The sequence below is a fragment of the Anaerotruncus rubiinfantis genome, from assembly GCF_900078395.1.
GTDB classification, from domain to species: domain Bacteria; phylum Bacillota; class Clostridia; order Oscillospirales; family Ruminococcaceae; genus Anaerotruncus; species Anaerotruncus rubiinfantis.
The window spans coordinates 1,002,951-1,022,745 of record NZ_FKLA01000009.1 but is presented as its reverse complement, the minus strand read 5'-3'; the positions used below and the strand labels follow the sequence as shown (position 1 = coordinate 1,022,745).

The window sequence follows — 19,795 nt, the reverse complement described above, 5'->3', positions numbered from 1 at the left end:
TTTTCTATACTGATCTGGACAATATCACAAGGGGGATTTTATTATGGTCCGGCTCAGACAGCATCCTTTCTTCCGCGGCCTGCTCATGCTTGCCGCCATTTCCTGTATTTTCACAGGCGCTTTCAGCCTTGCCGTTGCCGCCGCGGCAAGCTACCATCCTGGCGGCCTCTCAGCCGGGCAGATTTTGCAGCCCGGCGATACGGTTGAAATCGGCGCGGGCGGTTCCATCTCCTACTATTACCGCGACGATATCATCGGCGACCCGATAGCAGACCGCACGCTTTATACCCTTGCGCAGGTTGAGCAGCTCGGTTCCTGCGACCGGGTGGAAGACGAAACGGACTTTGACGGCTGGGAAGTTATGTCGGTGAACGGCCTGGGCGGCGGAAACTATGAGGTTTCCGTCCGGGAGCATTTTTCCGTTTCCGGACCGGGGCCCGAACCTGTCCCGGATACCGCCGAAGCGAAACTGCGCGCATATCTTGCGCCGACCTCGGACGCGTCCAGCCTGTTCGTGGACAAAACGTCCAAGCTCCTTTCCGCCGCGTCCGGCAACGACGCGGTTCGTTCGGACAACAAAGTGTACTATTATCCGTTCTCGGCCACGCTGAACGATGCGTTTTTCTCGGTCAGGATTGCCAAAGAGAAAGGCGGCAAACAGGTTCTCTCCGCCAAATGGCTTGAGAAGAAACTCGATAACGCCTACAGTGTTTTTTCGGGGGCGCAGGAGTCCGCGCTGAGCGGCACACGCAAATCCTTTGCGGAAATCTCTCTGCGGGAAACGAACGACGACAGCGAAACCAAAATTCAGATAAAGGTGACGGTTAAGGCCAAAAAGGAAATTCGGGAAAACGGGGCGGTGATCGTGCCAAAAGGCGCCGAAGCCACCTTTCTTTCCCCCGCTTTCTACCTCACAAATGAAACGCTTCGCGGGGACCGGGACTTTTCAGCGGGCGACGGCGGCATGGTTGCAAAACCTGTGAAAAATGAAGACAACGAAGTCACCTGGACGGATGAAAACAACACCCTCGCGGTACTGTACTTTACCGCAGACAGCAATGTAAAGATCTACTATCCGAAGCTTTCCACCAGATGGAACCATTCCGATTACGCCGGCCGGTTCGCGGGCCAGGACGCTTTTATCCGCAGTTTTGTGGGCAATCCGGAGATTTCCGCTGTGTCCCGCGCGACGCTCGATCTGAACGTCCCCTATCTCAATGAGGACGGAGATCCGTCCATTGAAACGGAGGCCATCGCCGTCTACGAAGAGATTGATGGAATCCTCACCGACATCACAGGCAAAGGCAAATTTTGTGAAAATGAAAACGACGAGCTTGTCTTTCGCCTCAAGGTGCGCCAGCTCGGCACCTATATCTTCGCCAGCGCACCAGCGGCCAAAACAGCCGTGGAAAACACCTAAAACACCGGCACATCTAACGCGCCATTCCCAAAACGGGAATGGCGCGTTTTTCTTTTTCCTTTCGTATTCAAAATATTTATGGAAACGACACAATTTATTCATAATTTTTTGTACTTTCGCCCACATTCAAGCTCAAAAATAGGTGAAGTGATTTTCGCCGGGAGGTGATATGCATCAGGATTCTGATCTTTGAAAGCCATATGGCGCTTTGCCGCCCGCTTGCGGTATGTCTCTGGCGGCAGGGCTTCTTCCCCGTCTTCGCACAGGGGCTCGGTCAGATCCCGCAGGCGCTATCCCCGCCGCCCGCCGCAGTCGTATTCGGCGCCTCGCTCGGGTTGCGCCCTTCGTTTGACGCCAGTCGCGGTATCCGAAGGTTTCTGGAAGTTCCCACGATCATTGTCGTTTCCCCTGCGGAAAACAAGCGATGGATCCGCGACCTGCGCAACCGTTCCGGCGTCTACTTCATTGAAAGCGGCAAACCGGGCCTGCTCGCGGCAAAACTTTCCGCACTGCTCGAACGTGCCGGGCGGGGGGAAGCCGCTCTGTGCGCTGGCGGATTGTGCCTTTTCCCGGATGAGAGGCGCGCCCTGTGCGACGGCAAACCGCTCGCCCTGACGCCGCTCGAATTCGGCCTGCTTTGCTGCCTTGTCAAAAACCAAAACCGGCCAGTGAGCTGTGAACAGCTGATGCAGGCCGTTTGGGGACGGTCGGACGAAACGCTGCTGCACACCCTGCGCGCTCACATCACCGCTCTGCGCGCAAAGCTTGGACCCTATCGCACATCCATCGCCGCGGTACGCAAAACGGGATATCTGTTCCGCTGGGACGGGGAGTATCCCCGGCAGACCGTCCCGCGGGCAATCTGAGAAACCCTACATCATCTGGAGATTGGAGCGTTTAACATGAAAATATCGTTGAGCAAAAAGAAACTTGCCTCCGGCATCGCGATTCTCACACTCGGCGCGGTCGCTGTATCCACGGTCGTTTTCGCTGCGGGCGGCGGCCCCGGCGGCGGGATGGGCGGTCCCGGCGGAGGAAATATGGGGCAAGTCGAGCTCTCCGAAAGCGTCATCAGCGTAAAATTGCAGACGCCCACCACCGGCGGCCTCACCCGGAGCACCGAGTTCATCGGTAAGATCGAGCCAGCTGAAAGCGTCAGCGTCTACCCCGAGACCAGCGGCAAGGTGACCGAAATCTATTTTGAAGCTGGCCAAACCGTGCAGAAGGGAGAACTTCTCTTCACAATCGACGACACCGACGCGCAGCTCGCCTATCAGATCGCGCAGGCCAGCTATGAACAGAAACAGATCAGCGCCGATACCACCCTCGGCAGCAACTACGAATCGAAGGTTGCTTCCGCAAAGTCGCAGCTCGAATCGGCGCAGCAGAACCTCAATAATGCCCGTCTGAAACTGAAGGACTATAACGATGGCTATGACGACAGCCTGCTCTCGGCCGAACGCGCCGCGCAGAAAGCGCAGGACAATATGCAGGCCTACGACAAGACGATCGACGAGCTGAAGGATAAGCTCGCCGGAGCGGGGGAGGCTGAAAAGGAGGCCATCGAAAAAGAAATCGCCGATTATGAAGAAAAATACAGCCAGGCGTACCAGGATTATTCGATGTATTACAACGCTGTCAAGGATCTCGAGGCAGATGAGGACAGCGAGGCCCGTGATCTGCGCAACTCCTATAACACCGCCAAAACCAACTACCAGCAGGCGCTCGACAACTACAATCTCGTGACCGGCGGCTCGTATGAGGACACCGAGAAGGCCACCGAGGCGGAGCTCAAATCCGCGCAGCTCTCGCTCGAGCAGAGCGCCTCCTCGCTCGATAAATACAAGGTCTACGCGCCGATCTCCGGCGTAATCGAATCAAAAAACATCACTGCCAACGAACCCGCCTCCACCCAAAACGCGGCCTTCGTCATCTCCAACAAGGACACCCTCACCGTCAAGTTTAACGCGTCGGCCGACGCCGCCACCGCCCTTTCGATCGGCGACGAAGTCACCGTGACCAAGGGCAGTAAGGAATATACGGCCACCATCATCGAGATCGATTCCAAAGCGGACGATTCCACCGGCCTGTTCCCCATCAAGGCCCGTATTGAGGATGGTGACGGCAGCTTGCTCACCGGCGTTTCGGTCAAGGTGGCCGCGGCCACCCAGAAGGTGGAGGACGCCATCCTCGTCCCGATCGACCTGGTCTATTATGACGACGGCCAGGCTTACGTCTTTACATATGCGGACGGCAAAGCCCACCGCACGGATTTTGAAACCGGCATGTCCAACTCTGAAACGGTTGTTGCCGTGTCCGGGCTTTCGCTTGACAGCGAGATCATCACCACCTGGCATCCCGACCTGAAGGACGGGGCGGCTGTGGAACTTGCAGAAGGCCAGGAAGCCCCCGCCGCCGCGCCCGACAGCGCCCCTGGAGCCGAGCCGACTGAAAGCCGGTCCGCGAAAGGCACTGATGCGCCGGACGCCGCCGCAGCCCCCAACGCTCCCGAAATGCCCGCACAGGAGGATTAACCGCCCATGACACTTCCAAAATTATCCGTCACGCGGCCGGTTTCGGTCCTGATGTGCGTGATGTGCCTGCTCTTCTTTGGGATTTCCTCGGTTTTTGACATGGAGATGGAATCCACTCCGGAAATGTCAATGCCTGTCTTTATGGTAATGACCCGCTATGAGGGCGCTTCCCCGGAGGAGGTGGACAGCCTCGTCACCGACGTCGTCGAATCCGCCCTTTCCACTGTCAGCGACGTGGACAGCATGACCTCCCGTTCTTCCGAGGGCTCTTCCATGACCATGCTGGAATTCGGCTACAGCACCGACATGGACGAAAAATACGACGAGATCAACGAAGCACTCCAGCGGCTGCGGCTGCCGGACAGCTGCGACGATCCCACCATTATGGAGATGAGCATGGACTCCTCTTCCATCATGGATCTTTCGATCTCCACCAATGCAAGCGACAATATCTATACTTATATTGAAAACACCGTTGTCCCAGAGATTGAGAAGATCTCCGGCGTATCGGAAGTCAGCATGCGCGGCGGTAAGCGCGAATATGTCCAGGTGCTCCTGCGCGAGGAGGAAATGAACCAGTACGGCCTTTCAATGACCGACGTTTCCTCCGCCATTGCCAGCGCGGATTTCAACACCACCGCCGGCACGATCAACCGCGGCCAGATCGAGCTGACATTGCAGGGCGGCGTCAGCTACGACACCTATGAAAGCCTTGAAACCATCCCGATTTCCCTTCCCTCCGGCGACATCATCCATGTATCGGATGTGGCAACCATCTCTATGGCGGAAGAAACCAGGTCCTCCATCAGCCGTTATAACGGCATGGACAACATCTCCCTTTCGGTCTCGAAAAACCAGAGCGCCAACACAATCGAAGTCTGCGACGAGATCGTGGAGGTGGTTGACGAGCTGAACCAGCAGGGCCTGGGCCTTGCGGTCACCATCACGAACAACTCCGGTGAAACCATCTTCGAAAACATCATGAACGTTGTGCAGACGCTCGTCCTGGGCCTTACGCTTGCCATGCTCGTCCTGGTGCTCTTCCTCGGCGACTGGCGCGCGGCGCTCATCGTCGCCACCTCGATGCCGCTTTCGGTTTTCGCGGCGCTTGTGCTCATGGCCTGCTTCGGCATGACCATCAACATCATGTCGCTCGGCGGCCTGGTCGTCGGCATCGGCATGATGGTGGATAACTCAATCGTTGTGCTCGACAGCTGTTTTCGGGCGCGCGACGGTGTCCGCTCGTTTGAGGAGAGCGCCATCCAGGGCGCAAACCTTGTCAATTCCGCCGTCATCGCTTCCACCCTCACCACCATCGTCGTTTTCCTGCCGATCTCGCTGATGGAAGGCATGTCCGGCCAGCTCTTCAAGGAGGTTGGCTTCACCATCGTCTTCTCGATGACCGCTTCGCTCATTTCGGCGCTCACCATGGTGCCGCTCCTGTTCGTACGGATGAAGCCGGTCGAAAAGGAACATTCCTTCGTCAACACACAGCTGCATCAGCTCGAGCGGGTTTACGCAGCATTCCTTGGGCGTGCGCTCAGCCACAAGATCGTCGTTATCATCGTCGCGATCGCATTGCTCGCGAGCACGGCTGTGATGTTTACCCAGATCGATATGGAGCTCATGCCATCGAGCGATGAAGGCTCGATCAGTATTTCAGTCACGACCAAAACAGGGCTCAACATCGACGCGACCGACGAAATCATGACCCAGGTCGAAGAGATTGTCTCTGGACAGCCGGATGTCGAAAGTTATTCGATGCGCGGCAATGGCGGTTCGGCAAGCCTCACCGTCTATCTGAAAGACGACCGCTCGATGAGCACTGCCGATTTTATCACCCAGATGCGAAAACTCACCTCGGATATCGACAACGCCTCGGTCGAGGTGGAGGAACGCAGTTCCATGTCCTTTGGCTCCAGCGGCGTCACCATCAACCTGAGCGGTTCAAACCTCGACGTACTGGAGGAAACCTCCAATCAGGTGAAAGCCCTGATGCAGGCAACCGAGGGGATCGATTCGGCCTCCACCAGCCTGTCGGACGGCAGCCCGCGCGCCGAGATCGTGGTCGACCCGGTGCAGGCCGCGGCAATCGGCACCACCCCATCGGCCGTCGTATCAACCGTCAAAAACATGCTCTCCGGCATCGAGGCGACCGATCTGCAGACCAGCGACGAGGAGTACTCCGTCAAGGTCATGTACCCGGAAGACCGTTTCCAGGACGTGAGCGACCTTTCCGGCCTCATGATCGACACCCGTTCGGGAGGCCAGGTCCCGCTCACCGACGTGGCACAGATCGTCTATAACAACTCCCCCGCCCAGATCCAGCGCTACGACGGGGATTATCAGGTTTCGGTCACCGGCCAGACCGCGCAGGGGGCTTCCGCCACCCAGCTGTCGAACCAGATTGTGGCGCGCGTGCAGCAGATGGACCTGCCGGACGGCGTGACGGTGGAAGCCGGGGGCAGCATGCGCACGATGAACGAGGAGTTTGGCAACATCTACGGCGCGCTTGCCACCGCGATCTTCCTGGTGTTCGTGGTCATGGCCATGCAGTTTGAATCGATGAAATTCTCGCTTGTGGTTATGCTGAGCGTCCCGTTCTCAATGACCGGCGCGTTCCTGGCGCTGATCCTCACCGGCATGTCGATCTCGATGACCAGCCTCATCGGCCTCATCATGCTGGTCGGTATTGTGGTCAACAACGCCATCGTGCTGATCGACTATACCAATACGCTGCGCCGTGAGCAGGGTATGCCCGCGCGCGACGCGCTCATCTTCTCGGGACGCACAAGGCTGCGCCCGATCCTTATGACCACCACAACGACCGTCCTCGGCCTCCTGCCAACCGCGGTCGGCATCGGCGGCGAGGTGGAGATGATGCAGAGTATGGCGGTGGTCGTCATTGGAGGCCTGACCGTTTCCACCCTGCTCACCCTCATCCTTATCCCGACCATGTATCTGCTGTTCGACGGCGAGGACCGCCGCCGCAAAGGAAAAAAGACCGGCCGCAAATCGCTTTTCAAGCGCAACCTGCGCGAACAGCCCCAGGTGAGCGGCACCGATGAAATCCCCGAGGAATTCCGCTGACGGCGATTCTCCTCCAACCGGGAATGCGTTCCATAAAATCCCGCCTGCATTTTGCAGGCGGGATTTTTGTGTATGATTTGAAGTCATACGGTCTGCTGGATCGTTCTATTGACAGGGAACGCTTCCCCTTGAAAGAAAGTTTAGATTTCCTTGATGCACGCTTTACCCATTGCGGGTAAACTGGTTTATGAGATCGGATACGGTTCGACCGGAAAGGAGCGGTTTATCATGACAAATACCGGAAAATATATTATAAACGTACGCTCGCACGCCGACATGGTGGAAGGGCACGGCGTCCTCTCCGCCGGCAAAGAGCAAATCCGACTGGTCCAGGAGGGCCTCGCAGACCGGTTCACAGTGATCGATAACTGCAAAAAAGGCGGGGATATCACCCATTACCACACTGTAAACCTTGGTTATTTCCTCACCCTGCCGCTTGCAAAACTGCACGGCAGGACAGTGGGATATGTCCATTTCCTGCCCGAAACAATCGACGGCAGCCTGCAGCTGCCCCGGGCGGCCAAAGCGGTCTTTTACCGCTATTTGATCGCTTTTTATAAGAGCATGGACGCGCTCGTGGTGGTAAACCCCGTGTTTATTGAGAAGCTCGCCGCCTACGGCATCCCGCGCGAGAAGATCACCTACATTCCAAATTACGTCGACGACCGGGAATTCCATCCCGTTTCCGCGGACGAAAAACGGACGCTTCGCAAAAGCTATGGGCTTGATCCGGATCGGTTTACAGTAGTCTGCGCCGGTCAGCTGCAGACCCGTAAGGGCGTGCTCGAATTCGCGGATCTGGCCGCAAAAATGCCGGACATCCAGTTCCTCTGGGCAGGCGGTTTCTCGTTCGGGAAGATGACCGACGGATATGAGGAAATTTCCAAACTCCTGGAACAGCACCCCAGCAACCTCATTTTCACCGGTATCGTCCCGCGCGGCGCGATGAACGGCATCTATAACCTGGGGGACGTGATGTTCCTGCCGAGCTATGACGAACTGTTCCCGATGACGATTCTGGAAGCAATGAGCTGCCAGATTCCCCTCCTGCTGCGGGATATCGAAGTCTACCCGGACATCCTGTTTGACTTCTACTGCAAGGGCAAAACGCAGAATGAGTTTGAAAGCCTGCTGCGCCGCCTGCAAAATGATCCCGCCTTTTACGCCGCTGCCAAAGACGGTGCAAAACGCGGACATGCCTTCTATGGCAAGGCGCATGTTCTTTCGATGTGGGACAGCTTTTACACCGCGCTCGCCACCGCCCCGGTCCTGCATCCTGCCCGGCACGGAAAGAGGGTCCCGGCATGAAAAAGCAAACCCGCAATATTTTGGTGATCATCGGCCTTTCCGCGCTGGTATTTATCTATATGCTCAAAACCGACGGCGCCGCAAATCTCTGGAGCGCGCTGCGGTCAGCGCGCCCGGCCTGGCTCATTGCGGCCTGTGGCCTGATGGCCGCTTACTGGCTGCTCGAATCACAGATTCTGCATCTGGCGGTACAGAAATTCCACCCCGGTCAGAAATTCGCCTGCACCCTGCAAACTTCCATGATCGGACAGCTTTTTAACTGCATCACCCCATTTGCAAGCGGCGGCCAGCCGGTGCAGGCCTATCATCTTGTAAAATCCGGCGTGCCGTTTGGCACCGCCTCCTGCGCGCTGATGATCAAATTCATCGTCTATCAAAGCGTACTCACCCTCTATTCGCTCGTCACGCTCCTGTTGCGTTACAAAATGTTCTCGGCGCAGGTGCGCGGGCTGGGCCTCCTGGTGCTCCTGGGCTTCGGGGTGAACGCCGCGGTCATCGCGGGGCTTCTGTCCCTCTGCTGCTTCCCGAAAGCGACCCGGCGGTTTCTCCTCTGGGGCGTTCAAGTGCTTACGAAACTGCGGGTCCTCAAGGACCCGGACCGTGCCCGCGAACAGCTCGAAAAAGAGCTCGCCGGTTTTTATGAGGGCTTTGCCGCGATGCGCCACCACGCGGCGCTCATCTTCCAGATGGCGGCGCTCACCGTCGTGCAGCTCACCGTGTTCTTTCTGATCCCGCTTGTCCTCTACCATTCATTCGGGCTCACCGGCGCGCCTGCTTTTTCCATCCTCGCGGCCGGCGCGTTTGTTTTAAACCTCACCTCATTCATTCCGCTGCCCGGCGCGGCGGGCGGCGCCGAACTCGGCTTTCACCTGCTCTTCGCCATGTTTTTCCCCGCACGGTTCCTGGCGGCCTCGGTGCTGCTCTGGCGCGCCGCGACCTTCTACCTGCCAATCTGCGCGGGTTCCCTTTTCACCGCAAATTTTACCTCCGGCGCCGGGCGGCACGGCGGCTGTGACGCCGCCTGACCCGCGCCTGGCCAAAGAGAACCGGCCCCATAAAAACGGGGCCGGTTCTCTTTTTTTATGTTTGCTTGGCGGGTTGATTCAGGTAATCGGAGCCAAACATCTGGTCGTATTGCAGCAGCCAGTGGTCGTTGAACCACTGTTCCTGCTCCGCGGTCATCTCCTGGGCGGTGGAACCGTCTGGATTGATGGTGACGCCGCGGGTGCGGGCGCGGAATACCTTCATCTCCTGCAGGAGAAAATCGAACATCGGCGGCTTTTTGATGCCGTAGAGGTCCATCATCACCGGGGTGATATTATAGGAAGCGACGGTGCCGATATCGACCGGCTTCTGGTAATAGTTGCTCCAGATGACCAGCGGCGTGGCGTGCAGCTTTGGGGATTTGGTATCGCCCGGCTCAATGAATCCGGTTTTTTCATAGAGCTCGTAGCCTTTGCCGACCGTGTTGTAATGGTCGCCCCAGAAAACGAGGATGGTCGGCTCCTCCACCTGGGAGAAATAATCCACCAACGTGCCGAGCATCGCGTCGTTTTCCCTGATGCCGGTTGCGAAATCACGCAGCTGGGATAGGGTGTCCTCCGAGATGCCCTCCGGCGCGCTCACAATATTCACAAGCTCCTCTTCCGGATAGTTTTCCGCGTTGTAGCTCGAATGGTTCTGCATGGTCACCGCGTGGATGAAGAGCTTCTCCCCTTCGCCCTTATTTTCAAACTGATCGATGATCATCCGGCCCATTTCCGCATCGGAAATGAGGCCACCTTTCCAGTAATGGCTTCGCTTCTTTTCCGGATTTACGAAGTCGTCCGCCGCGATAAAGGTGTCGATGCCAAGATGCGGATAAGCCTTGTCGCGGCTCCAGTATTTGCGGTAGTAGCCGTGAATCGCGACGGTGCGGTAACCCTGATCCTTGAGGTAGGAAGGCAGCGCAAACATGTCGCGGGTGACGTGCTGCTGATAGGGCTTGCAGCCCGCCGGCAGATGTTCGACCGAATAACCGGTCAGCGCCTCAAATTCCACGTCGCAGGTGCCGCCGCCAAAGCTTGGGGAATAGGATTTTCCGGTCGCGGCGGTTTCTTTCATCCGCTGCAGATTTGGGGTGACCGGCTGGTCAAAGACGATGCCGGGCAGTTCCTCCACATCATAGAACGCCTCGTTCATGATGTAGATGATGTTCGGTTCCCTCTCTTTTTTGCCGAGCGTGGCGGCATAACTGTCAAAGAAAAGCGGGCGGTCCGGTTTGTTTGTTTCTATCCGGGTTTTCAGCGACTGGACCGCGCCCGCGCTGTAGCCTTCCGGCTTCGCGATATTGAGCGACTGCAGGTTCGACATGAAGCCAGTGATCACGCCGTAATTGCGGTAGTAACGGTTCTGCATCCACATGTCAGGGATAATGTTCAGCTTTTCGGTTGCCACGGGCCGCAGGTAAATTCCAAAGACCACAAACGCGAGCGCCGCCGTGGCGCCCGCACCGGCCGCCATCCGCCTCCAAAAAGCACGGGGAGCCTCGCTGCGTCGCGGAGCGCGGACAAAAAAGCTCATGGCGGTCAACAGCACGAATATCACGATCGTCCAGGCCATCGAGGGCTGCATCTCTAGGTTTGCCTTGCCCATGACGTTCGAGGCTTCCGCCGCTTGGGAAATGTCCCATGGCAGAAACGGCTCACCGCGCAGCTGAAGTTTGAACCAGGTCACAGCCGCGGGCAGATTGCCCAGCAGGCAGACGGTCAGTGTCGCGAGCGGATAACGCCCGGTGAGCCGGCTGACCGCGATATAGAGGAGCAGCAGGAACAGCCACGCGAGCAGGAAGCTCTCGGGATGCTTTTCGAAAATGGTGAAGAACCCGGAAAGGGTTCCCCGGTGGATCCATTCCACGGTAAAGAGGGTAATGGTCGGGATCAGCAGCGTTGCTGCGAGCCGCAGGACCAAATTGAGCGAAAACACACGGGACTTTTCCGCCGTTCGAGTGTACTTCAGGCTCTTGGCAGTGGTATCTATCACGGTTATTTCCTCCGGTTTATACAGTTGGTTTCACAGGTCTCATCACATGAAAATTACAGGCTCTTTACAGCCAGTTGCCATTTTACCTTGTTTCCTTGCACGAATTGTGAACAACCGTGAAAATCCTAAGGAATTTTACAAATTCGTTACAATTGCGCATTATTTTCCTTCATTTTCACCTGTGCTTTTTCCAGATCTGTACGATTTATGCAGCAGTTTATTCATCCCGCAGGTTCTTTGCGGCAGCAGGATTATGACAGGGGAATCCCGTTCTTTTTTTGCCGCTCCCATATGTACCCGGCCACGCGCCCAATTTATTCCGCCGTTATTCCTGCAAAATCTTTTTTGCAAAAAAGCGCTTCAATCCAGCATAAACAGCTGGTTTTTTAGCCTTCCAGCAAAATCCCGCGAATCCAGAAGGGCTTATTTAGACGGATTTCTTTCATCAAATTGTTATTTCATTTTCAAAATGAGATATTTTTATCCCACCCCAAACGGCAATTCGGATTTTGGAAGGATTCTGTTTGATTCCGGGTTTTAGGTGTGCTAGCATGAGAACTGGAAACGGGGGCTGGCACCCCTTTCCGAAAAAAGCGGCGATAAAAGCGGCGGACGGTTCCGGCCTGGTGCGTCCCTGCTTTCACAAAAGAAGGAAAAGAATTTAGATCAGGAGGAGTTTGTCATGGCAAAAGCATATAACCCATATGAAAACATGCTGGAGGTCCTGGACGAAGCGGCAAAAATGCTGGGACTGGAGGAAAATGACTACATCGCGCTCAAACATCCGGAACGGGAACTGAAGGTGTCGATCCCGGTCAAGATGGACGACGGATCGGTGGAGGTTTTCGACGGCTACCGTGTCCAGCACAGCAGTTCCCGCGGCCCGTGCAAGGGCGGCATCCGGTACCATCAGGAAGTGGACATGGACGAAGTCAAGGCGCTGGCGGCCTGGATGAGCTTCAAGTGCGCGGTGGTGAACATCCCCTACGGCGGCGCGAAGGGCGCGGTCAAGGTCGATCCCCGCAAACTCTCGAAGGCGGAGCTTGAGCGCCTGACCCGCCGCTACACCGCGATGATCCTGCCGATCATCGGACCGGAACGCGACATTCCCGCTCCGGACGTCAACACCAACGCCGAAATCATGGGCTGGATCATGGACACCTACAGCATGTTCAACGGCCGGGCGGTACCTGGCGTTGTCACGGGCAAGCCGATCGAGATCGGCGGCGCGCTGGGCAGAAGCGAAGCGACCGGCCGGGGCGTCATGATCATTGTAAACGAGGCGATCAAATACCTGGGCATGCACGACGGAGGCGACGTACGCGTGGCAGTACAGGGCATGGGCAACGTGGGCGGCGTGGCCGCGCAGCTGCTGCATGACTGCGGACGCAAGATCGTGGCGGTCAGCGATATCTCGGGCGGCTACTACAACCCCGAGGGGCTCGACATCACCGCGATGCGCAAATACATTGCCGAAAGCGATTCCCACACCCTCGAGGGATACACCGCTCCTGGCTGCAGGAAGATTTCGAACGCCGAGCTGATCGCCTGCGACTGCGACGTGCTGGTTCCCTGCGCGCTGCAGAACCAGATCACGGGCGACAACGCGGACACGGTCAAGGCGAAGCTTGTGGTCGAAGGCGCGAACGGCCCGACGACGGTTGAGGGCGACGAGATCCTGAACAAACGCGGCATTCCGGTTGTGCCGGACATCCTGGCGAACGCGGGCGGCGTGGTTGTTTCCTACTTCGAGTGGGTCCAGAACATCCAGCGGCTGATCTGGGACGAAAGCCAGACCAACGAGATGCTCGAGGGCATCATGCTCCGGGCCTTCAAGGAAGTTGCCGAAGCCAAGGAGAGCAAGAATACCACCTTCCGCATGGGCGCGCACATGGTTGCCATCAAGCGCCTGGTCGCCGCCAAGAAGATCCGCGGCATCTTCCCCAACTGATTATCCAGAGCAATTGCCTTTCATACATGGTTCCGGTGTTTTTCACACTTTCGCCGGAACCCCCTGCCCCTTATCAAGCGGGCGGTGCGATCTCTCCCGAGTCGCGCCGCCCGCTTTTTCTCCGTTTTTCCGGAAAATGACACCGCCCCGGAAATATTCAGAATTGTTTCTCGATCCGCACACCATTTTGTCACAAAGACCGGCGAAAATAGAAGCATCAACTGAAAAGGAGTGACGAAACGTGTGCAAACCAAACTTTCGGCACGAATACAAGCATTATATCAATTATGCCGATTATCTTTCCCTGCGCCAGCGGCTGCGGCAGGTTGCCGCCCGTGACCGCCACGCCGGGCCGAACGGCTCCTATACGGTGCACAGCCTCTATTTCGACAATCTTGACAACAAAGCGCTTCGTGAAAAACTGGATGGGGTCAACCACCGGGAGAAGTTCCGTATCCGGTATTATAACAGCGACACCTCCTTTCTGCGGCTCGAAAAGAAGAGCAAACACAACAGCCTGGGCTGTAAGCAGTCTGCCGTCATCACCCCGGAAGAGTGCGGACGCATTCTTTCCAGAGACATCGAATGGATGCAAAGCGACCGCCGCGAACTGGTGATGGAACTTTACCGCAAGATCCGCTGCCAGCTTCTGCGCCCCAAAACGCCCGTCGTCTACGATCGGGAAGCCTACCTTTATCCGGCCGGAAATGTGCGGATCACGGTTGACAGCCGGATCCGCATGGGGCTCTCCTGCGCGGATTTCCTTTTTCCGGACGCTCCCTGCATCCTCGCGAAAAGCCCGATGATCCTCGAGGTAAAATATGACGCTTTCCTGCCCGATCTCATCGGCAGCATCGTACAGGAACGCAACCGTCAATCCTCCGCTTTCTCCAAGTACGCCGCCTGCCGTGCCGCCGGCGGTTACCTTTGAGCCTGTAAAAAAATAGAAAGGGGTCGATTTCCATGACCTTCAACGATATTTTTAAATCCAGTTTTCTTGAAAAAACCGCCTCTTTTTCGATCCTCGACATGTCATTGGCCTTGCTGCTTGCCTTCGCGCTCGGGCTTTTTATCTTCGCGGTCTACCGAAAGACCTTCAACGGCGTGATGTATTCCGCCTCGTTCGGCGTCTCGCTGATGGCCATGACCCTCATCACCACCCTCATCATCCTTGCGGTCACCTCAAACGTCATCCTTTCACTCGGTATGGTCGGTGCGCTGTCGATCGTGCGTTTCCGCACGGCCATCAAGGAACCTATGGATATCGCCTTCCTTTTCTGGTCGATTTCCGCGGGTATTGTCACCGGCGCGGGGCTTCTGCCGCTCGCGGTGCTCGGCTCGCTCTTCATCGGGCTTATCCTCGTGCTCTTTGTCAATAAAAAAAGTTCTGATAACCCCTATATTCTGGTGGTCAGCTGCGAAAATGATGAAGCGGAAGCCGAAGTCAATCGTTTTATCAATGAAGCGGTGAAAAAGTCCCTGCTCAAATCGAAAACCGTTTCGGCAGGCGGCATCGAACTGACTGTGGAAGTGCGTCTTCGCCAGATGGCCACCCATTTTGTCAATGAGCTGAGCGCTCTGCCCAATGTGACCAGCGCCGTACTCGTCAGTTACAACGGCGAGTACATGTCCTGATGGTGACGCAATGATGACCGAAAAACGGTTCTGGGTCCTGTCCGCGGCTGTGACGGCGCTGGCGGTTCTGCTGGTGCTGCTGATGTTTTTTGCGCCGCGGGAGATGACAGAGCGGCTTTCCACCGGCCAGCCCGCCTATGTGGAAAAACTTTTCGGGCAGGATATCCTGACGGTGGATATCCGGATGGACCCAAACGAATGGGAGGCGATGCTCGAAAACGCCCGCGCGGAAGAATATACGGCCTGCGATGTAACCGTGAACGGCACGCTTTATACTTCCGCGGCGATCCGTCCCAAAGGCAACACAAGCCTCACCGGTGTTTCAAACATGGATTCCGACCGGTACAGCTTCAAGATCAAATTTGACGAGTATGTTGATGGCCAGACCTGCCAGGGGCTTTCCAAACTGGTGCTCAACAATCTTTACGCAGACGCAACCTATATGAAGGAATTTCTCTCCTACGATCTGCTCGGCTGGATTGGGGTGCCTTCCCCTTGCTTCACCTACGCTGAGATCACCCTCAACGGCGAGCCCTTCGGCCTGTATCTGGCGCTCGAACCTCTGGAGGAGGAATTTGCCGAGCGTAGTTTTGGAAGCGATTACGGCGCGCTCTACAAGCCGGAGAGCGAAGGCGGGGGTAGCGGACTCGGCGGAAGCGGAAATGACCTTGTCTACACCGACAATGACCCCAACAGTTATTCCGCAATCTTCAAAAACGCCGTTTTTAAAACGCGTGAAGAAGATGAGATTCGCGTGATCGAAGCACTCGAACATCTTGACAAAGGCGAAGATTTGGCGCAGTATATTGATGTTGATGAAGTGCTTCGGTATTTTGCCGCGAACGTCTTCCTGGTCAATCTGGACAGCTACCTGAGCAACCTCAAGCATAACTATTACCTCTATGAGCAGGATGGGCGGCTTTCGATGCTTCCGTGGGACTACAATCTCTCGTTCGGCGCGCACCAGATCCATTCGGCATCGGACGCGGTCAATTTTCCCATCGACACCCCTTATTCCGGCACTTCGGCGGAGAAATCCCCGATCCTGGCCAAATTGCTCGAGGTGGAGGAATACCGGGGACTTTATCACCAGCATCTGAAAAAGATCGCCAACGAATACTTCCTGGGCGGCCGGTTCACCGATCAAATCAGCCGGATTGACAAGCTGATCGCCCCGTATGTGCAGACCGACGCAACCGCTTTCTACTCCTATACGGAATACCAAAAGGCGGCCGACACCCTCAAAGCTTACGGCCTTTTGCGCGCGCAGAGCGTATCGGGCCAGCTGGACGGATCGATCCCCTCCACCACCGAAGGCCAGCAGGCGGATTCTTCCGGTCTTGTGGACGCTTCGGCCATCACGCTGTCCGATATGGGCCAGATGAATATGGGCGGCAGGGGCGGCGCACAGAATCCAGACTGGCGCGGGGAAGCAAAAAAGCCTTCCGATGCGCAGCCGCCATCCCCCGATGAAACCGCGGACAGGCAAGCTCCGCCGGATGGCGGCGCGGCAGGCTTGGAGTTTCCGGGCATGCCGCCCAAAAGTATGCCGGAAGGCGTTATGGGCGGGCAAAGCGGTAAAAACGGCGTTCTGCCGGACTTTTCCGCGGCGGATGCGCGGGCGTTCGCAGATAAGGGCGGTGTCCGCCGGATGGAAGAAGGCCCGCAGAATGGCTGGCCGCCGGACGGCGGAGGCTTTCCCGGCGATCCGGAAGCATCGCGCGGACAGCCTGAAGCTGCCCTTTCCCGGGAAACGCTCATGCAGGCAGGCCTCTGCCTGGGCATTCTGCTCATCGGTCTCTGTTTTGTCTCGTGCTTCCGGCGCAGGAAACTGGGCCGGCTGAATTAAACCTTTGGAAAACTGGAGGAAAACACCCATGTGGAAAAAGCTTGTTTCATGCACCTGCGCGCTGATGTGCGCCTGCCTGATTCCGACGGTATCCTTTGCCGCGGACGGCACGCCGGTCCTGTCCGGTGAAAGCGAAGCTTGCGCGCTCACCAAGATCTATTACTACCAGCCGCTTTCTGACGGAGGCAGCGGGAACTATTCGATCCGCAGCGATTCGGTCTATTGCACCGTGACCGAACGGATCACCGATGACGGAGGGGACTGCTACCGCGTGGCGGACAGCACCCCGCTTTCAGACACTTCGCTTTTCCGCCGCAAGAGTGAAATCAACATCGGCGCAAACTATGTCCGGCAGATCTCCGCAACCGACCGCGAAAACGAAAATGCCACCGGCAGCAATTTCTGCTTGAAGCTCACAAAGGATTATTCCGGGCAGGACACGGTTATCGAGTTTCAGAACACCTATACCGCGCTGCAGGATGCAACGCTGCAGGTCTATTCCGCCGCCAATCCCAAAGACCTGCGGGAGATGACCATCCGCAAAGGCGCACAGTTTACGGCAGTCAGCCGGATTTCCCTCAACGACCGCACCACATCGGTCAGCAACTACCCGGTGGAAACGCTCAAGGACGCCCGCGGCACAAAATAATAAAACAGACAAAAGGAGCTTCCCGATCCGTGGGAAGCTCCTTTTTTTACTTGACCGCGCGCCGCCGCGGCCCTACAATAGGGTCAGAACCTTTTATGGAGGCGCCGATATGAAAAATTCCACCTTGTGTTATATCGAACGGGACGGCCAATACCTGATGCTGCACCGCGTGAAGAAAGAAAACGATGAGAACCACGATAAATGGATCGGCATCGGCGGGAAATTTGAGGATGGGGAAAGCCCCGAGGATTGCGTCCTGCGCGAGGTGAAGGAGGAAACCGGCCTCACCCTGTCCGCGTGGGAATACCGCGGCATCGTGACCTTTGTTTCCGACCGCTACGAAACCGAATATATGCACCTGTTCACGTCCGGCGCCTTCACAGGGGAGCTCATCACCTGCGACGAAGGGGAGCTCGCCTGGATTGCAAAGGAAAGGCTGGCCGAGCTCCCTCTTTGGGAAGGCGACAAAATCTTCCTGCGGCTCATCTCCGGGCCAGGGCCGTTCTTTTCTTTAAAGCTCGTCTATGAAGGGGATCGGCTGCTTTCCGCCACGCTCAATGGAAAGCCCATCTGAACAGCGCGCTCACCCCTGCATTTTCGCCTGGTATGCCGCCTTGAGCGCCTCGATACGCACGTCAATTTCCTCCTTTGAGACCTTGTCCCACAGGCTTCCATCCGGCTCTGTGGAGGCCAGCTCGCCTTCCAGCACAAACGGCGCGGATTCCGTGAGCCTCTCCCCGGCAAAATACCAGCCATATTCGGAAGTCTCGGCTGCTTCCCGCGTTTCAAAGGTATCCATCGTTTCATCGTTGCAAAGCACAGCAACCTCTGTTGAGGACGTTTGCCGGTCCTGGGAAAAGCATTCGGTCCAGCGCTGCTCCCATACTGTAAACTCACCGTCTTGGCCGTATTGGAAGCTGAGGCGGATTTCGTAATTTTCGAATCCGTGCCCGCCGGCGCCCTCCATCCCAAGGAGCGTTTCACCGGTCGCCCCGGTGAACAGGAAGAATTCGTTCGGTCCGTTTGCCGTTTCATAGCCGCCGAGAATTTCCGAGCAGTCACCGGAAAGGCCCAACACCGTATGGCTACCGCCCCAGTTGCCCATACTTTCCACCACCAGTTCGGGCATACCGTCAAGATTGTAATCCGCCAGTCCGAGCTCATACTGCATCAGCGGGAACTGCCCGCTGTTGAGAAACGCAAAGGCCGCCGCGGACGCGCGTGCAAAAGGATCTGTGATGCCGCGCAGATCGGCGGTCATGCCGTCGGGAGCCGCCGCGCCGGCCTCCTCTGGCGGCTCTGGATCGATGCTGTCCGGCTGTGAAACTTCCAGGTCCGCCGATTTCAAGCCGCTCGCTGCGCTTTGCACCTGCACATAGGTTTCGGGAGGCCTGGTTTTCACGCTGCAGCCGAATGAAACCAGCGCCGCCAGCAGCGCCAAAAATCCCGCGATCCACCTTTTTCCCATGACGGGTCCTCCTCATCCAGTTCTTTTTCGTTCAATCAGTGCCGGTTTGAAACGGTTTTCATGCACGATAAAAAACAGGACTCATTTTTATCCAAAAATGAGTCCTGTTTCGTGGAGGCGCCACCCGGAATCGGACCGGGGAATGGGAGTTTTGCAGACTCCTGCCTTACCGCTTGGCTATGGCGCCAGATTCCATATACTATAGTATATGGAAAAAGAGACATTGTGATACACAATCGCCTCTTTTTGTTGGAGCGGGTTACGAGGTTCGAACTCGCTACCTCCACCTTGGCAAGGTGGCGCTCTACCAAATGAGCTAAACCCGCGAATGGTGCCTTCGGTCGGAATCGAACCAACGACACGAGGATTTTCAGTCCTCTGCTCTACCAACTGAGCTACAAAGGCACATCCCAAAAAGGGAAAATGGCGACCCGGATGGAATAGGCTCTACCCGCGATCTAAAAACATGCCCCCGGCATGTTTTTGCTGCTTTCGCAGCCGACCTGTTCTCGCCCCATTCGGGTCGAAAACAGTGGAAGCACCTGCGGTGCAAAGAAAATGGCGACCCGGATGGGGCTCGAACCCACGACCTCTAGCGTGACAGGCTAGCGTTCTAACCAACTGAACTACCGGGCCATAAAACATCTGAAACGGCTGGTGGGAACTACAGGGCTCGAACCTGTGACCCCCTGCTTGTAAGGCAGGTGCTCTCCCAGCTGAGCTAAGCTCCCGTACGTCTTTCCGAACAGTGCGTTATTTATTATAAATGCTGGGGGCATATTTGTCAATAGTGTTTTGCATCTTTTGTAAAATTCTGCCCCAATTTTTCCATATATGGGGGATGAGTTCAAGCCCCATCCCCCATATTCA

Annotated in this window: 15 protein-coding genes and 5 tRNA genes; 13 read left to right on the top strand and 7 right to left on the bottom strand. The window is 56.6% G+C overall.

Going from position 1 to position 19,795, the window contains the following annotated elements:
- The first annotated feature begins 43 nt into the window (after nucleotides 1-43).
- From BN4275_RS10460 to BN4275_RS10435, 6 genes are all read left to right on the top strand, one after another.
- Complete coding sequence (locus tag BN4275_RS10460) at nucleotides 44-1,420, top strand: hypothetical protein (protein WP_066457779.1); 1,377 nt, start codon at nucleotides 44-46, stop codon at nucleotides 1,418-1,420.
- Between the two features lie 164 nt (nucleotides 1,421-1,584).
- Entirely contained in the window at nucleotides 1,585-2,286 is a 702-nt protein-coding gene (locus tag BN4275_RS10455; protein WP_161940197.1) for a winged helix-turn-helix transcriptional regulator, read from the top strand.
- Between the two features lie 36 nt (nucleotides 2,287-2,322).
- Entirely contained in the window at nucleotides 2,323-3,954 is a 1,632-nt protein-coding gene (locus BN4275_RS10450) for an efflux RND transporter periplasmic adaptor subunit (protein WP_066457773.1), read from the top strand.
- A gap of 6 nt (nucleotides 3,955-3,960) precedes the next feature.
- Complete coding sequence (locus tag BN4275_RS10445; RefSeq protein ID WP_066457769.1) at nucleotides 3,961-7,044, top strand: efflux RND transporter permease subunit; 3,084 nt, start codon at nucleotides 3,961-3,963, stop codon at nucleotides 7,042-7,044.
- A gap of 228 nt (nucleotides 7,045-7,272) precedes the next feature.
- The gene (locus BN4275_RS10440; protein WP_066460356.1) at nucleotides 7,273-8,352 is read left to right on the top strand and encodes a glycosyltransferase family 4 protein; all 1,080 of its coding nucleotides are present in this window, start codon (nucleotides 7,273-7,275) and stop codon (nucleotides 8,350-8,352) included.
- On the top strand, nucleotides 8,349-9,377 hold the full coding sequence (locus tag BN4275_RS10435) for a lysylphosphatidylglycerol synthase transmembrane domain-containing protein (protein ID WP_066457767.1): 1,029 nt from the start codon (nucleotides 8,349-8,351) through the stop codon (nucleotides 9,375-9,377). Before BN4275_RS10440 ends, BN4275_RS10435 begins: the two co-directional genes overlap by 4 nt.
- A 55-nt stretch (nucleotides 9,378-9,432) precedes the next feature.
- On the opposite strand, the gene BN4275_RS10430 is transcribed toward BN4275_RS10435, so the two are convergent.
- Nucleotides 9,433-11,373 carry an LTA synthase family protein gene (locus tag BN4275_RS10430; protein ID WP_242863634.1) on the bottom strand — a complete coding sequence of 647 codons (1,941 nt, stop codon included), beginning with the start codon at nucleotides 11,371-11,373 and terminating at the stop codon, nucleotides 9,433-9,435.
- Nucleotides 11,374-11,419: 46 nt separating this feature from the next.
- On the opposite strand from BN4275_RS10430, the gene BN4275_RS17320 reads away from it, so the two are divergent.
- The 7 genes from BN4275_RS17320 (at nucleotide 11,420) to BN4275_RS10400 (ending at nucleotide 18,031) form a co-directional block, all read left to right on the top strand.
- The gene (locus BN4275_RS17320; RefSeq protein ID WP_154018873.1) at nucleotides 11,420-11,914 is read left to right on the top strand and encodes a hypothetical protein; all 495 of its coding nucleotides are present in this window, start codon (nucleotides 11,420-11,422) and stop codon (nucleotides 11,912-11,914) included.
- Nucleotides 11,915-12,055: 141 nt separating this feature from the next.
- Nucleotides 12,056-13,324: a Glu/Leu/Phe/Val family dehydrogenase gene (locus tag BN4275_RS10425; RefSeq protein ID WP_066456418.1), complete on the top strand. Its 1,269-nt coding sequence runs from the start codon at nucleotides 12,056-12,058 to the stop codon at nucleotides 13,322-13,324.
- Between the two features lie 241 nt (nucleotides 13,325-13,565).
- Nucleotides 13,566-14,255, top strand: a complete 690-nt coding sequence (locus BN4275_RS10420) for a polyphosphate polymerase domain-containing protein (RefSeq protein WP_066457765.1) — start codon at nucleotides 13,566-13,568, stop codon at nucleotides 14,253-14,255.
- Between the two features lie 32 nt (nucleotides 14,256-14,287).
- Complete coding sequence (locus BN4275_RS10415; RefSeq protein ID WP_066457762.1) at nucleotides 14,288-14,959, top strand: DUF4956 domain-containing protein; 672 nt, start codon at nucleotides 14,288-14,290, stop codon at nucleotides 14,957-14,959.
- Nucleotides 14,960-14,969: 10 nt separating this feature from the next.
- Nucleotides 14,970-16,808 carry a CotH kinase family protein gene (locus BN4275_RS10410; RefSeq protein WP_079988213.1) on the top strand — a complete coding sequence of 613 codons (1,839 nt, stop codon included), beginning with the start codon at nucleotides 14,970-14,972 and terminating at the stop codon, nucleotides 16,806-16,808.
- Between the two features lie 28 nt (nucleotides 16,809-16,836).
- A complete protein-coding gene (locus BN4275_RS10405) occupies nucleotides 16,837-17,457 on the top strand; it encodes a hypothetical protein (RefSeq protein ID WP_066457756.1) in 621 nt (206 codons plus the stop codon).
- Nucleotides 17,458-17,566: 109 nt separating this feature from the next.
- Nucleotides 17,567-18,031 (top strand): NUDIX hydrolase, encoded by a 465-nt coding sequence (locus BN4275_RS10400; protein WP_066457753.1) that lies wholly within the window; start codon nucleotides 17,567-17,569, stop codon nucleotides 18,029-18,031.
- A gap of 9 nt (nucleotides 18,032-18,040) precedes the next feature.
- Here the strand turns inward: BN4275_RS10400 and BN4275_RS10395 are convergent, their stop codons facing one another.
- From BN4275_RS10395 to BN4275_RS10370, 6 genes are all read right to left on the bottom strand, one after another.
- Nucleotides 18,041-18,925: a hypothetical protein gene (locus BN4275_RS10395; RefSeq protein WP_066457751.1), complete on the bottom strand. Its 885-nt coding sequence runs from the start codon at nucleotides 18,923-18,925 to the stop codon at nucleotides 18,041-18,043.
- Between the two features lie 112 nt (nucleotides 18,926-19,037).
- Nucleotides 19,038-19,112, bottom strand: a tRNA-Cys gene (locus BN4275_RS10390).
- A gap of 63 nt (nucleotides 19,113-19,175) precedes the next feature.
- A tRNA-Gly gene (locus tag BN4275_RS10385) sits at nucleotides 19,176-19,251 on the bottom strand.
- A 3-nt stretch (nucleotides 19,252-19,254) separates the two neighbouring features.
- A tRNA-Phe gene (locus BN4275_RS10380) sits at nucleotides 19,255-19,330 on the bottom strand.
- 154 nt (nucleotides 19,331-19,484) lie between these two features.
- Nucleotides 19,485-19,561: transfer RNA gene (locus tag BN4275_RS10375), tRNA-Asp, on the bottom strand.
- A 19-nt stretch (nucleotides 19,562-19,580) separates the two neighbouring features.
- Nucleotides 19,581-19,656 (bottom strand) — tRNA-Val (locus BN4275_RS10370).
- Between the last annotated feature and the right edge of the window lie 139 nt (nucleotides 19,657-19,795).